This window comes from Hafnia alvei, assembly GCF_034424155.1.
GTDB classification, from domain to species: Bacteria; Pseudomonadota; Gammaproteobacteria; order Enterobacterales; family Enterobacteriaceae; genus Hafnia; species Hafnia alvei.
Genome location: NZ_CP139992.1, coordinates 2773406 through 2789083 on the forward strand (window position 1 = coordinate 2773406; position 15678 = coordinate 2789083).

Genomic DNA, 15678 nt, shown 5'->3' on the forward strand with positions numbered 1-15678 from the left:
GTCGCTTGCTTCAAGGAATCTCAATTGCATTTCATCTTTTTTTGAAATAAGAAAAAATCAGAAATTAAAATAGAAAAGCCGCAGCAAAATTGCTGCGGCTTAATGTGAAATCACACCTTAAGTCTTTAAAGCTTCTTCAGTAAGCGCTCTAAATCTTTCTTCTCTTTCGAATCTTGGTGTTTCCCAAGCCAATTATTTAATGCATCTTTGGCTTTTTGCTCCAGCTCGCTGCGTAATACCTTATCAACATCCAGCGAGTAACTCAGCTCTTGCCAAGGGCCGTAAATTCGTAGTGGGATCACCGCTTTTTGCAAGGTTTTAACCACGTTGCTTTTGCCCTTCCACCCATCAAGAACGCGAACATTTAAGCTCATATCACAACGTTGTTTATCAAGGTTTATCAGTCCAGAGCCACCCGCGGTTAAAATTTCAGAGCGGCCAAAGAACTGAGTAATACGCAGATTACCCTGTCGCAGTACGGTATCCGCTTTGAGCTCCTGAATTTTGGTGTAATCCGTGTAGCTATCTGCAGCGGTAACCTCTGAGTGGCTACGAACAACCGCTTGCTGTATCAACTGCTGAATATTCATACCGTTAAGCCGTGCGTTAGCCATCGATATATGTGCATGACCGTCCCAACGTTGCATAACGTCTGCTAATGTGACGCCTGAACCATTAAACTTTCCGGTTAGCGTGAGATCGCCCACAAACGTTTCTGGCTGCCCAAACGCATGCAACACGGGCCCCATCGCGATATTTTCAATCTGCGGCGTAAGCGTCATTTGCGCAGGTTGGTTATCAACGACAGAAATCGTCCCTTGCGTTTTAAACGTTCCATGCCCAAGCTTGCCGCTAAGGTCCTGCAACGTCGCTGTACCCTGCTGGTTTTGCGCCTGCAGAGAAAAATCAGCGATCGTCAATCCATGATAGACAATTTGGTTGGCCTGAATTTTTACGTCGGCATTAAAGTCGCGTAAAAATGCCATTTCGCCAGGCTGAGAAATAGTTTGAGAATTAGAGGTAACGGGCGAGCGAGGGCCACTCTGCTGAGAGGTGTTGGCACTGCCTGCATCTGAATCACTTGGCGGCTGCCAGCCCAATAAATTATCTAGGTTGAGCGCCGCTGATGTTAAATCAACTTTGTATGTTGACTCACCATCGGCCTGCACTGAGCCTTGAACGCGCCCCTGAAGCTGGCTTTGGTTAGCCGTTATCTGCAAATTCGAGATATCTAGCAACTGTGGCTGTAATTGATAACTGACCGTTGCACTTCCCTGCCCTGCAATCCCATCCGTAGGTAATCCAACGCCTGCCAAATGATAGTCAAAACTGGAAACAATGGCGCTATAGCGCTGTGGGTAACTACTCAAATCTACGTTTGCCGCCAGCTTAAAGCTGAGATCGCGTTGGTTACGATTAATACGGCTTGAAAACTCAATATAGGCCTGACGTTCGCTGTCTTGATCGATCGACAAATTAATATCGCGCATATTAATTTGGTCATCTTTATCTTGTTGCCAAATTAACAAACTGTCTTTGATCTGAACTTTTTTAATGTTCAGCTTCCACGCAACGTCTTTAGACGGTTCTCGCGAACCCGAGGGAGCAATTGGTGAATTCTCCGGCTTCTGCGCGTCGCTGTCTGGCGTTAAGCGAATCACTGCACCCTTCAGCATCACCTGCTTAACGTCAAGCTGATGAGATAAGAGTGGCCACAAGGCAACGTCCAAGCGCATGTTTTCCGCACTGACCACAGGTTGCGCAGCGCCTGGAGCCGTCAGCGACATCCGCCCAGACAAAATACTAAGACGAGGCCAAACATGCCAACGCAGAGAGCCATCTAGCTGTAGGTCATAGCCTGTACGCTGCTGCACCTCCTTCGCCATATAGCTACGAAAGTCATTGGGATTCACCAGCAATACCAGCGCCGTCATACCAACCGCTAACACAACCAGTAAAATGACTATGGTCGTCAGAAATCGTCTCATGCCATCCTCTATCTCAAGGCAAGCGTTGTAAAACCGTAGTGTTTAGGTTCGGGATAAACTGCGTCGAAAACTCACACCCGCGGTAATTATACACATCAATCTTTATCGATACGGCTCGCGACAGCACCCTGCTGATCACGATATTTTGCATCTTGGCGGCTGTTGTAAGGACGTGCAGCAGGGCCAGATAACGGTTCGAAACTCAGTGCGCCAATCGGCATTCCGGGGCGCAATGCCAAAGGCAATTTTCCAGAATTATAAAACTCTAATACGATACATCCCTGCCAGCCTGGATCGATGCGATGTGCCGTAACGTGCACCATCAATCCTAGGCGTGCAAGCGAAGAGCGTCCATCCAACCAACCAACTAAATCAGCGGGTAATGTCACAGATTCTAACGTAACGGCTAACGCCAATTCGCCCGGATGCAAGAAAAAGGCCTCTTCTTCACCAAGGATAATTTCATCGCTCATGACACGTTCTAGCGCTTCGGCAACTTCCGCCTTCGGTCCGCTCAGATCGATATAAGGTGCTGTATGCCCGCGGAAAACACGAAACTTATTTCCCAAGCGCACGTCGACGGTGGCACCGTTGATACGATCTACCGGTGGGCGAGGTGAAATAGTGAGTTTTCCCGCGTCTAGCCAAGCTTCAATATCGCGGTCACAAAGTCTCATGGTTTTCTCTCCGTTACAGGCAAAGCAGCAATGGCTGCAAACTAAGAAGACATAGTACCTGAACCCCTAATATTCTGAAATGATTCAAACGGTTTGTTGCTTTTAAAATAGACATCGTTTCCCAAATATTACGACAATTAACAAAACTGGCCGACAAAAAAGCCCGCATTAAGCGGGCTTTAATAGAAAACGAAATCGGTTATTCAAAAAACTGGCTGATCTTAGCTTTCAGAATATCAATCGCAATACGGTTTTTCCCACCACGTGGCACGATAATGTCGGCATATTGCTTAGACGGCTCAATAAACTGCAGGAACATTGGGCGCACTGTTTTTTGATACTGAGCCATAACAGAATCCATTGAACGACCACGTTCGTTAACGTCCCGCTTCATTCGACGCATGAGGCAAATATCAAGCGGAGTATCAACAAAAATGGAGAAGTTCAGTTCATTACGCAGGCGTGCATCGGTCAGCAGTAAAATGCCTTCCAAAATAATCACTTTCTTAGGTTCTAAATGAATGGTGCCTTGCTTGCGGGTATGTTCAACGTAGCTATACTGCGGAAGTTCGATGGCTTTGCCTGCTTTTAACATCTGTAAATGCTGAAACAGCAAGCTATGGTCCATCGAGCTTGGGTGATCGTAGTTCGTTTTAACCCGCTCTTCCATCGTCAGATCGCTTTGGTCTTTATAGTAACAATCTTCCGGGATCACACCGATGTGCTCCTCACCCACTTGTTCACGTAATTCACGATAAAGTGTGCTGGCGATCAAACTTTTGCCTGAGGCAGATGCGCCCGTGATGCCAATAATGACGCACTGATGGGAGTTGTCAGTCATATAATTTTTAAGACCTGGTGTTAAATGTTCGACGGGAGGCTAAGCAGAGACAGCTCAGGGCTGCGTGCTTGGGACGCGGCAATTATAGGGAGTAAAGCTGGCTGATACCAGAATTTTGCAGGTTTTAATCAGTGAAAATACGGACATCTGCTGGGATGCCCGTTTTATATTCAAAATGTCATTGCAACGTTTACAGCGCGCGGAATGCAATCTCGGTCGGGATTGATTCACCCTGCCAGTACAGCTGGGCTGCAACGTTAGCTGCTAATTGGCGGTAAATAAGTGAGAATTCGCTGTCTGGACGACAGGCCATGGTTGGCTCACCACGATCTAAATCCTCGCGCAGCGAAATATGCAGCGGCAGTTGACCGAGCAGACGGATCTTATATTTCTCTGCCAGTTTCTCTGCACCACCGGTGCCAAAAATTGGCTCGTGGAATCCACAGTTGCTGCACACATGGATACTCATGTTCTCAACCACGCCCAATACGGGCACATGGACTTTCTCAAACATGACGATGCCTTTCATCGCATCCAATAGCGCAATATCCTGCGGTGTTGTCACAACTACTGCACCGGTAACCGGGATGTTCTGTGCCAGCGTAAGCTGGATATCGCCGGTGCCTGGCGGCATATCCAGCACCAAATAATCCAGATCAGGCCACAGCGTATCCTGTAGTAATTGCAGCAACGCTTTGCTCGCCATTGGGCCACGCCACACCATCGCATTATCATCGGTGACTAAATATCCGATGGAATTCGTTGCCAGACCATGCGCCATGATCGGCGCCATATGCTGACCGTCAGGTGACGTAGGACGCTCGTTTGGCGTACCTAGCATCATTGGAATCGATGGGCCGTAGATATCGGCGTCCAAAATCCCGACCTTCGCGCCTTCAGCGGCTAACGCTAGCGCCAGATTCACGGCGGTGCTGGATTTACCCACCCCGCCCTTGCCAGAACTCACGGCAATAATATTACGAACACCCTTCACTCCGGCCTGATCGTTGGCTCGTTTCAAGGTTGCAATATTATGTGAAAGACGCCATTCAACCGCTTTTGCACCGCTCACGCGCAACAACTCGGCACTGGTGGCCTCTTTCAATGCGGCAAAACCACTTTGCCACGCAAATGGCATCATCAGTTCAATATGCAGGGTGTTATCGAGCAGTGCACAATGATGCAGAGCTTTAAGCGCACTCAGCGGGTGATTCAGTGTTGGGTGGGTAAAGGCAGCGAGAATTTCACTGACCTGCGTCCGCAGTGCTTCGGGAGTGGACGTTTCATGGGATTTATTGCTCATCCCGGCTCCTTGTGTCATTCATTTTTATCTTCAGATGGCGCTGTAAAGCGTATTTGTACCCAAATAATTCGAGCGGCATGAAGGTGGCGGTGCACATGCAACTTGAAGTATGACGGGTATATTTTTGTTCGCTGACATAATTCACTTATACAGCCATTTTACTTATCGACAGAACGTTAATAAGCATACCAGAACTCCATTCACTGCGCGTTATGCAACTTACTTTCCCTGCATTAACAAAGAAAATGGCTTAACAAACACAGCAGCCTAGCGGCATCGGACTCAATCAGGTAACATCTTTAGCACCGTTCCATTCTTAAAAGAGACAGCAAATCCACTATGGCTTCAGTCACCTCCCAAGCAAGCGCAAGAAAAATTCTAGTGACGTGCGCGCTTCCGTACGCCAACGGCTCAATTCACCTCGGCCACATGCTCGAGCACATTCAGGCAGACGTATGGGTTCGTTTTCAGCGAATGCGCGGCAACGAAGTGCACTTTATCTGCGCGGACGATGCCCACGGGACACCTATCATGCTGAAAGCTCAGCAGTTAGGTATTGAGCCTGAGCAGATGATTGCTGCCGTGAGTCAGGAACATCAGAAAGATTTCTCCGACTTTAATATCAGCTACGACAACTACCACTCCACGCACAGCGAAGAGAACCGTGAACTGTCTAGCCTGATTTATGGTCGCCTGAAAGAAAACGGTTTTATTAAAAACCGCACTATCTCTCAGCTTTACGATCCGGAAAAAGGCATGTTCCTGCCAGACCGTTTCGTGAAAGGCACCTGTCCAAAATGTAAGTCTCCAGACCAATATGGCGATAACTGCGAAGTTTGCGGCGCGACCTATAGCCCAACCGAGCTTATCGAGCCTAAGTCTGTTGTCTCTGGTGCCACGCCGATTATGCGTGAATCCGAACACTTCTTCTTCGATCTGCCGTCGTTTAGCGAAATGCTGCAGGCATGGACTCGTTCTGGTGCACTGCAAGAACAGGTCGCGAACAAAATGCAGGAATGGTTTGAATCTGGCCTACAGCAGTGGGATATCACCCGCGATGCACCTTATTTCGGATTTGAAATTCCTGATGCGCCGGGTAAATATTTCTACGTATGGCTAGATGCGCCTATCGGCTACATGGGTTCATTTAAAAACCTGTGCGACAAGCGTGACGATCTGGACTTCGACGAATTCTGGAAAAAAGACTCTTCTACCGAGCTGTATCACTTTATCGGTAAAGACATCGTCTACTTCCATAGCCTGTTCTGGCCAGCCATGTTGGAAGGCAGTAACTTCCGCAAGCCAAGCAACGTATTCGTCCATGGTTATGTCACCGTTAACGGTGCCAAAATGTCCAAATCCCGTGGCACCTTTATTCAGGCGCGCACTTATCTGGACCATTTGGATGCCGATTGCCTGCGCTACTACTATGCGGCAAAACTCTCCTCGCGTATCGACGATATCGACCTAAATCTGGAAGACTTCGTACAGCGCGTAAATGCCGATATCGTTAACAAAGTCGTGAACTTAGCTTCTCGTAACGCCGGTTTCATCAATAAACGCTTTGGCGGCAAGTTGTCTGAACACTTAGCCGATCCTGCGCTTTATCAGACCTTTGTTGACGCTGCGGATGAAATTGCTCAAGCCTATGAAAGCCGTGAGTCAGGTAAAGCTATTCGTGAAATCATGGCGTTAGCCGATCTGGCCAACCGTTATGTTGATGAACAAGCTCCGTGGGTCGTCGCGAAGCAAGAAGGCCGCGATACCGATTTGCAAGCCATCTGCTCAATGGGGATTAACCTGTTCCGCGTTCTGATGACTTACCTGAAACCGGTTCTGCCTTCATTAAGCGAGCGTACTGAAGCGTTCCTGAATACCGAGCTGACTTGGGACAGCATCTCCCAACCGTTGCTCGACCATCAGGTTAACGCTTTCAAAGCGCTGTTTAACCGTATCGAAATGACGAAAGTTGAAGCCATGATTGAAGAAGGTAAAGCCGCTGCGGCAGCCGCCGTTGCAGCATCCAAACCAGCGACTGGCCCATTAGCCGACGAGCCGATTCAAGAGACCATCACCTTTGATGATTTCGCCAAAGTGGATATGCGCATTGCTGAAATCAAAAGCGCCGAGTTCGTTGAAGGTTCGGACAAATTGCTGAAGTTAATGCTAGATCTCGGCGGTGAAACCCGTCAGGTATTCTCTGGTATTCGCTCTGCCTATCCGGATCCAAGCGTGTTGGTTGGCCGTTTAACCGTAATGGTGGCTAACTTGGCTCCGCGTAAAATGCGCTTCGGCATGTCTGAAGGCATGGTGATGGCCGCAGGCCCTGGTGGAAAAGATATCTTCCTGCTCAGCCCTGACAGCGGTGCACAACCGGGTCATCAGGTTAAATAATTTCCTGAACCAACAAAAAACCCGCCAATCTGGCGGGTTTTTTTATACAGTACGTTCAATCAAACAATGAATTAGAACGTGTAATCTGCAGCCACAAAGTAGCGACGGCCTTCTTCGTTATAGCTGTAATCATCACGATTCAGATCTTTATCCAACAGGTTCAACACGCCCGCGCGCAGCTTCAGATCTTTGGTCATCTGATAAGCACCACCGGTGTTCCAAACGGTATAGCCGCCAGATGGTTTATCCGAGCTAGACACCACGCGGCGCTTGCCAGAATAGTTAGCCGATACATAGAATGACCAATCTTCGATTGGCTTCCAGTCTAACGTACTGTTCGCCGTATGGAACGGTTGAGTGCTCAGTGGACGATCATTGGTTAAGTCACGTGCATCGTTGTAGGTATAGTTCATGCTCATGCTTATCGCATCGGTAAACGGCACTTTCAACTCGGTTTCAACGCCCTTGATGCGCGCTTTATCAACGTTGTAGTAACGGAAAATGGGCTTACCCTCTTTATCAAAACCAACAAAGTTTGGATAGGAAGGTGCAGCCGATTTATCAGAAGTACGATTAACGTTAATCATGTCCTTCACATTGTTTTGGAACACCGTCACGCTGGCATTCACACCGTCCAACATCCCTTCATCACCAGCATAGTACAAGCCCAGTTCGAAGCTTTCGGACGTTTCAGGATCCAGATCCTTGCTACCGACGATACTACAAGCCCCGCGGCAAGAAGCTGACTGCCAATCAGGGCTCAGTTCTAATAACGATGGCGCTTTAAACGCAGTTGCCCAGCCACCTTTTACCGTCACGGTGTCCGTCGCGTTATAAACTAAATAGGCACGCGGGCTCCAGTGAACACCATAATCTTCGTGGTTATCCATGCGCACGCCGCCGGTGAAGGCCAACGGCTCGAAGATCCGCCATTCATCTTCCACAAACAGCGCGTATTGATTGGCCGACGTTGAACCGCTGCCCTTCAGATTACCCGGATCGCTCAGTTTATCGTTACGGTATTCGCCACCCAGTGTGAATAGCTGATTCAGCTCACCGAGGGGCACAACAACTTTACCGTCGATGGCGTTGTTTTTCGCCGTGATACGGTTTTCGTTGTAGTTATCGATCTTTTCACCATAGGCGCGAATTTCGGTATTCGCTAAATCCCAACGCCCGTTGTGACCAATCGAATAGTTTTGACGTTCCAGACGATTTTTATCCAAAGAATCAGAATCACGATCCTGACGGTCAAAACCATAGCCAAAGGTCATGTCCTGATTCACTTCTGGCGTCCATGCGAACTCAACGTTAGCATCACGCGTGGTGTATCCTTCTATGCGCCCCGATTCGCCCGTTTTGCTGGTCGTCGATTTCTGGGCATCATCTTTTTCGCGCTTGCCCAAATTACCAAAGACTTTTACCCCGAGCACATCATCAATCAACGGGCCGCTGGTATAGAAGCTACCGTTATAGCTATCGCCGCGATCGCGGTGTTCCTGAATAGTGCTATCGGCACTCAGGGAACCGTGCCACTCTTTACCCACTTTGCGGGTAATGATGTTCACTACGCCGCCTAAAGCATCAGAGCCGTAAAGCGAAGACATTGGGCCGCGCACCACTTCGATACGCTCAATCGCCTCAGCGGGTACCCAGCTTAGGTCATAATCGTTATGGCGGAACACCGCCGTACGTGAGCTGACCCGCTTGCCATCCACCAAGATCAGCGTATAGCTACTGTCTAAACCACGGATACTCACGCCTTTGCGGTTATCACCTTCGTTAGTCAGCTGCACGCCCGGCACTTCTTGCAAAATGTCTTTCAAGTTCTGAATCGGCTTTTTAGCCAAGTCTTCGCGTGTAATGACGCTAATACTGGCTGGTGCATCTTTCAGGTTTTGTTCAGTTGCTGAAGCGGTGACAACCATCACATCATCCCCTTCCGCGGCCATCACTGGTGCTGCTGCGATGAATAACGGTACGCAAAGCCCCCCGCGCAATAAAGTTGCTAACGGGTTAAGTTTTGCCTTAGCCATTTGGTAAATCTCCATGAGGTTAATTTTAAATAATTATTAGAATGATTATTATTTAATAGGTGTAGCGCTCTTATGGCGCCGTTCAGCCCACTTTTTCACTTCAATAAAAATGCCTACTTCTACAAAAACATCTGTTCTGGTGATAGACAAAAACTATCGCATCGGGCTATCCGCAACGGATAGCCCAATTAAATGATTAACAGGTAGCGCCGTTATTAATGCGCTGGCAGGGAAAGGGTTAGATGGAGGGTTCCGCAACCAATCCGTCGATCACAACCTGAGGCATTCCCTGCGAACAGTGTTCTATGCGTCCACGGACGCCATACACGCGAGCCAAACTTTCTGGCGTAATCACTTCAGCGGGTTTGCCATCCGCAATCAGCTTTCCGTTTTCTAACATCAATACATGATCGCCATGACGCAGCGCGATATTGATATCGTGTACGACCACCACGGTGACAATATTGCGGCGTGCAGTCTCACGGCGTACCAAGTCCATCACGTGGAATTGATAATTCAAATCCAAGGCACTCAGCGGTTCATCAAGCAGCAACAGCGAAGGCTGGCGAATCAATGATTGAGCCAATCCCACCAGTTGCTTTTGACCTCCAGACAGCTGATCCAAATAGCTCAGCGCTAAATGTGAAATCCCAAGCTGCTCCAGCAAACGCATCACTTCCGTTTCATTGCCTTGGCGACTCAGACCACCGGACGCTCGCTGCGCCACGATAATGGACTCCAACACATGAAGATGAACGCCCGCCGGTAAAGACTGCGGCAGATAAACCACCTGCTTGGCTCGTTCACTGAATGGCTGTGCCATCAGATCGTTGCCATCGAGTAAAAGCTGGCCAGAAGCGCGATTTAACCCCGCCAAAGAGCGCAGCAGCGTGGATTTTCCGCAGCCGTTAGGCCCTAACAGAACGGTGATTTTCCCGCGAGGCAGCGTAGATACACATAGATCCTCAATCACCGCACGACGCGGATACCCCGCATTAAAATGTGAAATCTCTAATCCAAGATTCATACATTCCCCCTATGGCGCAAAATGATGCTGAGGAAGAAAGGTACGCCCACCAGCGATGTCACAATGCCGACAGGAATAATTACGCCTGGGATCAGATTTTTTGACGCCACGGACGCCATCGACAGCACCAGCGCACCAATCAATGCGCTGGCCGGTAAATAAAACCGATGATCTTCACCGAAAATCAAACGGGCAATATGCGGAGCCACTAAGCCAATAAAACCAATCGGCCCCACAAACGCCACGGCTAATGCAGACAAGATACTGATACGCAGCAATGTGCCTAAACGCAGACGCTTAACGTCAATACCAAAACTCACGGCACGATCTTCACCTAAACGCAGCGCGGTTAATTTCCACGAGCTCATCATTGAAATCGGCATCAGAATGGCAAAGGCCAACAGTAAAATGCCCAGTTTTTCCCATGAGGCACGCGCAAGGCTTCCCATGGTCCAAAAAACCAAGCCTTGCAACGTATCTTCCGTGGCAATGAACTGCATCATCGAAACCAACGCGTTAAAGGTAAAGACCAGCGCAATACCAAACAACACCACGCCTGATGTCGCCACCCGCGTCCAGCGCGTAATACCGTCTAGCATCAATGCCGCAAACAGCGCGAAAATAAAGGCATTTGCGGAGATAAACCACTGATCGGGGATGCCCGGAAAACCAATACCTAAAACTATCGCCAGTGCGGCACCAAAGGCCGCCGCCGAAGATACGCCCAGCGTGAACGGGCTAGCCAGCGGATTATTCAAGATGGTTTGCATCTCAGCACCGGCTAACCCCAACGCTAAGCCGACAACAATAGCCATCAACGCATAAGGCAGACGAATATCCCAAACAATAACGCGGGTGCCTGCATCCGCGATTTCAGGCTGCCACAGCGTTTGCCAAAGCGTACTTAATGACAACCCGGAAGGCCCCATAGTGAAATCAAGGATTAGCGATCCTAAGATTGCTAACACGATAACGCCCATTATCATCAGACGATGGCGCACAATACGCTGGTAGTGACCTTTGACTTCGCTGGCATCGTAACGTTTTGCAGCGCTCATTGGCTCAGTGGTTGAACTCATGTTGTTACCTGTGACAGGTCAACCCTGCTGGCGGCGGCTGGCAGGGTTGATTCTTATTACTGATTCGACGCTTTAGCATCAACCCAATAGGTGCCGCTTGGGTCGACAGCAAGGAACTGCTGATACATGGAATCCATGGTCTTTTTAGGATCCAACGAAGCAAACTTCTCTGGATAAATCCATTTAGCAAAGGCTTGAACCGCCAAAACGTTATATGGCGAGTTGTAATAGCTGTGCCAGATAGCATGAGAATTGCCATCCTGTACCGCTTTCAGCGTGCTGATGCCGGTGCGCTGCATCGCCGAGTTCAAGCTGTCTCTTGCCTGTTGCTCGGTGACCTTCGCACCTAATTTAATGCCAGGATCTTTAGCGTCGGGAGCTTTTGCTCCGCTAGCGATGTAAACATCTGGGTTCGCTGACAACACTTTTTCGAGGTTAATTTGCCCGAGTGCGCCCGGCAGTAAGCCTTTCGCGATGTTGTTACCACCGGCCAAATCAATGAAATCACCCATATTGCCGTTACCCGCGGTACCGCAGCAGTCATCGCTGGTTGCTGCTTTTAGCTCAATGAAAACGCTAGGCTTTTGGTTATCAGGGATCTTGCTGGTGACATCGGTTACCAAGCGCACATTGTCTTGGTAGAAGTTGATGTAATTCTCAGCCTGCTGCTCACGGTGCAGCACTTTGCCCAGCAAACGCATGCTCGGTAGCGTATTTTTCAGCGGAGAAGTACGGAAATCGACAAACACCACCGGCACACCAGCTTTTTCCAGCTGTTTCACCAGTTGGCTATCGCGACCAGGGCCATGGCCAGAGAGGCCGAAGATCGCCACGTCAGGATTTAGCGTCAATACTTTTTCTGGGCTAACGCTATCTGCGGTGGTGTTACCAATCAGAGGGATTTTATCGATTTCAGGGAATTTAGCCTGATAGACAGAGTAAGTCTGTGGATCGAGTTTGCGGAAGTCACCTTGCCAACCCACAATGCGGTCGAACGGTTTTTTGCCTTCAAGCAGGGAGACTGCATAGAATAAACGCCCTTCTCCAAGGAGAATTCGGTCAACCTTAGCCGGGACTTCTACGCTACGCCCGGCGATATCCGTTACCGTGGCAGCCCAAGAACTGATACTTCCCATCAGAGTCGCCGCAGCGAGTAATTGAATACCCCAACGCGATTTTCTTCCTTTCACGGTGTCTTTCACCTTCACCACTCCTGCTCTAATTCCATAAGTGCACAAAATGGTAAAGCAAATGATAATACTTATCAATGTGATTTATTTATTTTATTGCCCCTATTTCTCATACTGTTAAGTCCGATAACTTATTAATTTCACTGGTCTTTTAATTAGAAAGGTTATTATTTCTTTTCTAGCCATTTTTGATTGGTGATGTTTAGCCTCTCCCAGTACGCAAAAAGGCGACCCACAGGCCGCCTTTTAAAGGATTAACGATCAGGTTCAGTCGTCAATCTTAGTCACTGGGAATTCCATCTCGCTATAGGGAACAAAATGCGTTCCTTTCACTAGCTTGTAGCCGAACCAAATAATCAGGAACAACGGTAAACCGATGTAGGTTGCCGTTACGCCATACCAATCGATACGGTCATCGAGGAATGCTTCATAGTTCTGACCGAGCGTAATAATCAGGCAAAGGATAAAGGCAAAGATTGGCCCTACTGGGAAGAAGCCTGACTGATAAGGCAGTGCGTTCAGATCCAGCCCTTTTCTGACATAGCCGCGACGGAAACGATAATGGCTGATGGCAATCCCCAGCCAGGCGATAAAACCCGTCATGCCTGAAGTATTCAGCAACCACAGATACACTTCTTGGTTACCAAACATCGAGGTCAGGAAGCACAGACCCGCAACAACCGTGGTCGCATACAGCGCATTACGTGGAACACCGCCTGCAGAAAGCTTGGCAAAAATACGCGGCGCTTTCCCTTCGGAGGCCAGCGTAAACAGCATACGCGTTGAGGCATACATCCCCGAGTTACCCGCAGACAGCACCGCTGTCAGAATAACGGCGTTCATTACCGCTGCCGCAGACAGCAGACCCGCATTCTGGAACACCAACGTGAACGGACTCACAGAGATATCTTTCACGTCGTTACGCAGCAGGTTTGGATCGGTATAAGGAATAATCAGGCTGATAATCAAGATCGCCAGCACATAGAACAGCAGGATACGCCAGAATACCTGACGGATCGCCATTGGGATATTCTTGCCCGGATCTTTAGATTCGCCCGCCGCAATACCGATAAGCTCTGTCCCTTGGAACGAAAAGCCCACGATCATCGCGACACCGATCATAGAGGCGAAGCCTCCTGCAAACGGCGCATCACCAATCGTCCAGTTATGGAAACCGGCCTGCTCTCCCCCTTTCAAGATACCCGCGATCATCGCAACACCGACAATGATGAAGATGATGACCGTTGTCACTTTAATCAGAGAGAACCAATATTCCGCTTCACCAAAACCTTTAACGGAGATGTAGTTCAGCAAGAACATCAAGCCAAGGAATAGCGCACTCCAAATCCAGCCTGGCGTATCGGGGAACCAATACCCCATCACAAGCTGCGCTGCCACCAAGTCAACCGCGATAGTTACCGCCCAGTTGTACCAATAGTTCCAACCTAGCGCAAAACCGAAACCTTCTTCTACGTAGCGTGAACCGTAGGTAGAGAATGAGCCTGATACTGGCATAAATGCCGCCAGCTCACCCAAACTGGTCATTAAGAAATACACCATCAAGCCGATGATGATATAGGAAAGCAAAGCGCCGCCTGGCCCTGCTTGTGAAACGGTAGCACCTGATGCAACAAATAGCCCAGTACCGATAGAACCGCCGATAGCAATCATCGACAGATGCCGCGCTTTTAATTCCCGGCGCAGCGCCGGTGCTCGCCCCGTGGAGGAGGTCTTAGTGTTTGTCTGAGCCATTAGAACCCTATATCTGCTCTATAATTAGTGAAGAGGCCGGATTGTAACAAATCCGGCCCCTGCATAAAGTAACAATCTGATCTTATTAGAGAGCTTCATGATTGCCGGTAGATTATTAGCGTCAGCTGTTAATCCACTGTTAAGTGTAGCGTCTATTTGTTCATCTGCTATTGCTAAAAGATGAATCGTCTCTGAGTACCTAGCTACAGTAGCTTAGGAAACGTTCGAGCGCCTTGGACATATGCTTCTGGCGGTGATGAATAAGATAAAGCGCGCGGTTTAGTTGCGGCAACGGCACGGGAACTTCTACCAATACACCCGTTTGCAACTGCTCTTCAATGACGCGGCGTGACAAACAGCTAATGCCGATGCCATAGCGCACCGCATGCTTAATGGCCTCTGAGTTTCCCAGCTCCATCACTAAATCAAAGTGCGACAGGTGCGACAGCAGAATATGCTCGACCACCTCACGCGTGCCCGATCCTGCCTCACGCAGGATCCACGGTGCCTGAGCTAGCGCATCTAACGTAACTGGCGCTTGCAAAAGCGGGTGGTCTGGCGCGGCAAACACCACCAATTCATCTTGTTGCCATGTCTGAGTTAATAAATCAGGCATATGACATGGGCCCTCAATCAGCCCTAAATCCACGCGAAAATCGGCAACTGCATTAATCACATCTCGGCTATTGCCCACATTCAGCTCAAGCGGTACCGCAGGAAAATCGCGGCGATAGCCTGCAATCATTTTTGGCAGAATATAGTTGCCAATCGTACTGCTCGCCGCTATCCGCAACGCACCCGCTTCACTTTGGAACAGATGCTCAATTTCACCTGCCTGCTCCAGTAACGCCATGGCTTTGGGATAAAGCAAACGACCGTGCTCATTGACAACTAAACGCTTTCCTACTCGGTCAAACAAACGCACCGAGAGCTGGGTTTCCAAATCAGATAACGCAGCGCTCACCGCCGATTGAGAAAGGGAAAGCGCGCTCGATGCTTGGGTCGTCGAGCCACACTTAAGAACTTCGGTAAAAACTTCCAGCTGGCGCAAGGTAATGTGCATAAAAAAGATCCAAGGCAGTCAAAATATATTTATAAAATGTATGCCCTATGCCTATCTGCGCAGCATATATCAGCCTCCAACATAGAGGGCTAGGGATATGTGAAGTATAACGCGAATGCCCCTATTTATAGGAGGCTTAACGATAATTTTAGATTTTAAGCTAGTCGTTGCCATTAGCGACTACCGAGTACTTACGGCAGCGATGAGAGTGGAATGAATGAATTAGCATGGTAATAATCTTATTCTCCGTGATTGCATATAAGTTACGCAACTATGCAAAGCAACCACGGAGCACTCTATATCTATAACGCTAGGCACAACTCCTAGC

The 15678-nt window shown here is 48.9% G+C and carries 11 protein-coding genes; 1 reads left to right on the top strand and 10 read right to left on the bottom strand.

Features of this window, described 5'->3' with window-relative positions; genetic code table 11:
• Window positions 1–125 precede the first annotated feature (125 nt).
• The 4 genes from asmA to apbC form a co-directional block, all read right to left on the bottom strand.
• Complete coding sequence (gene asmA, locus U0008_RS13100) at window positions 126–1988, bottom strand: outer membrane assembly protein AsmA (protein ID WP_043493917.1); 1863 nt, start codon at window positions 1986–1988, stop codon at window positions 126–128.
• Window positions 1989–2083: 95 nt separating this feature from the next.
• Window positions 2084–2665, bottom strand: a complete 582-nt coding sequence (gene dcd / locus U0008_RS13105) for a dCTP deaminase (RefSeq protein WP_025798169.1) — start codon at window positions 2663–2665, stop codon at window positions 2084–2086.
• A 199-nt stretch (window positions 2666–2864) separates the two neighbouring features.
• On the bottom strand, window positions 2865–3506 hold the full coding sequence (gene udk, locus U0008_RS13110; RefSeq protein WP_025798168.1) for a uridine kinase: 642 nt from the start codon (window positions 3504–3506) through the stop codon (window positions 2865–2867).
• A 190-nt stretch (window positions 3507–3696) separates the two neighbouring features.
• Window positions 3697–4809 (bottom strand): iron-sulfur cluster carrier protein ApbC, encoded by a 1113-nt coding sequence (gene apbC, locus U0008_RS13115; protein ID WP_040044606.1) that lies wholly within the window; start codon window positions 4807–4809, stop codon window positions 3697–3699.
• Between the two features lie 339 nt (window positions 4810–5148).
• Between apbC and metG the strand changes: the two genes are divergently transcribed.
• The gene (gene metG, locus U0008_RS13120) at window positions 5149–7203 is read left to right on the top strand and encodes a methionine--tRNA ligase (protein WP_043493920.1); all 2055 of its coding nucleotides are present in this window, start codon (window positions 5149–5151) and stop codon (window positions 7201–7203) included.
• A 71-nt stretch (window positions 7204–7274) separates the two neighbouring features.
• On the opposite strand, the gene cirA is transcribed toward metG, so the two are convergent.
• From cirA to yieE, 6 genes are all read right to left on the bottom strand, one after another.
• Window positions 7275–9239 carry a catecholate siderophore receptor CirA gene (cirA, locus tag U0008_RS13125; protein WP_162178818.1) on the bottom strand — a complete coding sequence of 655 codons (1965 nt, stop codon included), beginning with the start codon at window positions 9237–9239 and terminating at the stop codon, window positions 7275–7277.
• A gap of 238 nt (window positions 9240–9477) precedes the next feature.
• Window positions 9478–10266, bottom strand: a complete 789-nt coding sequence (locus tag U0008_RS13130; protein WP_043493926.1) for an ABC transporter ATP-binding protein — start codon at window positions 10264–10266, stop codon at window positions 9478–9480.
• Window positions 10263–11345, bottom strand: coding sequence for a FecCD family ABC transporter permease (locus tag U0008_RS13135; RefSeq protein WP_040044609.1), 1083 nt, complete (start codon window positions 11343–11345; stop codon window positions 10263–10265). The genes U0008_RS13130 and U0008_RS13135 overlap by 4 nt, the downstream gene beginning before the upstream one ends.
• A 56-nt stretch (window positions 11346–11401) precedes the next feature.
• Window positions 11402–12547 (bottom strand): ABC transporter substrate-binding protein, encoded by a 1146-nt coding sequence (locus U0008_RS13140; RefSeq protein WP_269472265.1) that lies wholly within the window; start codon window positions 12545–12547, stop codon window positions 11402–11404.
• Window positions 12548–12802: 255 nt separating this feature from the next.
• Window positions 12803–14287, bottom strand: a complete 1485-nt coding sequence (locus tag U0008_RS13145) for an amino acid permease (RefSeq protein WP_025798155.1) — start codon at window positions 14285–14287, stop codon at window positions 12803–12805.
• A 199-nt stretch (window positions 14288–14486) separates the two neighbouring features.
• Window positions 14487–15350, bottom strand: coding sequence for a DNA-binding transcriptional regulator YeiE (yieE, locus tag U0008_RS13150; RefSeq protein WP_043493928.1), 864 nt, complete (start codon window positions 15348–15350; stop codon window positions 14487–14489).
• Between the last annotated feature and the right edge of the window lie 328 nt (window positions 15351–15678).

Coding starts and splice junctions, on each gene's coding strand:
- metG (WP_043493920.1), top strand. CDS start 5,149: ATGGCTTCAGTCACCTCCCAAGCAAGCGCAAGAAAAATTCTAGTGACG.
- udk (WP_025798168.1), bottom strand. CDS start 3,506: ATGACTGACAACTCCCATCAGTGCGTCATTATTGGCATCACGGGCGCA.
- U0008_RS13135 (WP_040044609.1), bottom strand. CDS start 11,345: ATGAGTTCAACCACTGAGCCAATGAGCGCTGCAAAACGTTACGATGCC.
- U0008_RS13145 (WP_025798155.1), bottom strand. CDS start 14,287: ATGGCTCAGACAAACACTAAGACCTCCTCCACGGGGCGAGCACCGGCG.
- dcd (WP_025798169.1), bottom strand. CDS start 2,665: ATGAGACTTTGTGACCGCGATATTGAAGCTTGGCTAGACGCGGGAAAA.
- yieE (WP_043493928.1), bottom strand. CDS start 15,350: ATGCACATTACCTTGCGCCAGCTGGAAGTTTTTACCGAAGTTCTTAAG.
- asmA (WP_043493917.1), bottom strand. CDS start 1,988: ATGAGACGATTTCTGACGACCATAGTCATTTTACTGGTTGTGTTAGCG.
- cirA (WP_162178818.1), bottom strand. CDS start 9,239: ATGGCTAAGGCAAAACTTAACCCGTTAGCAACTTTATTGCGCGGGGGG.
- apbC (WP_040044606.1), bottom strand. CDS start 4,809: ATGAGCAATAAATCCCATGAAACGTCCACTCCCGAAGCACTGCGGACG.
- U0008_RS13130 (WP_043493926.1), bottom strand. CDS start 10,266: ATGAATCTTGGATTAGAGATTTCACATTTTAATGCGGGGTATCCGCGT.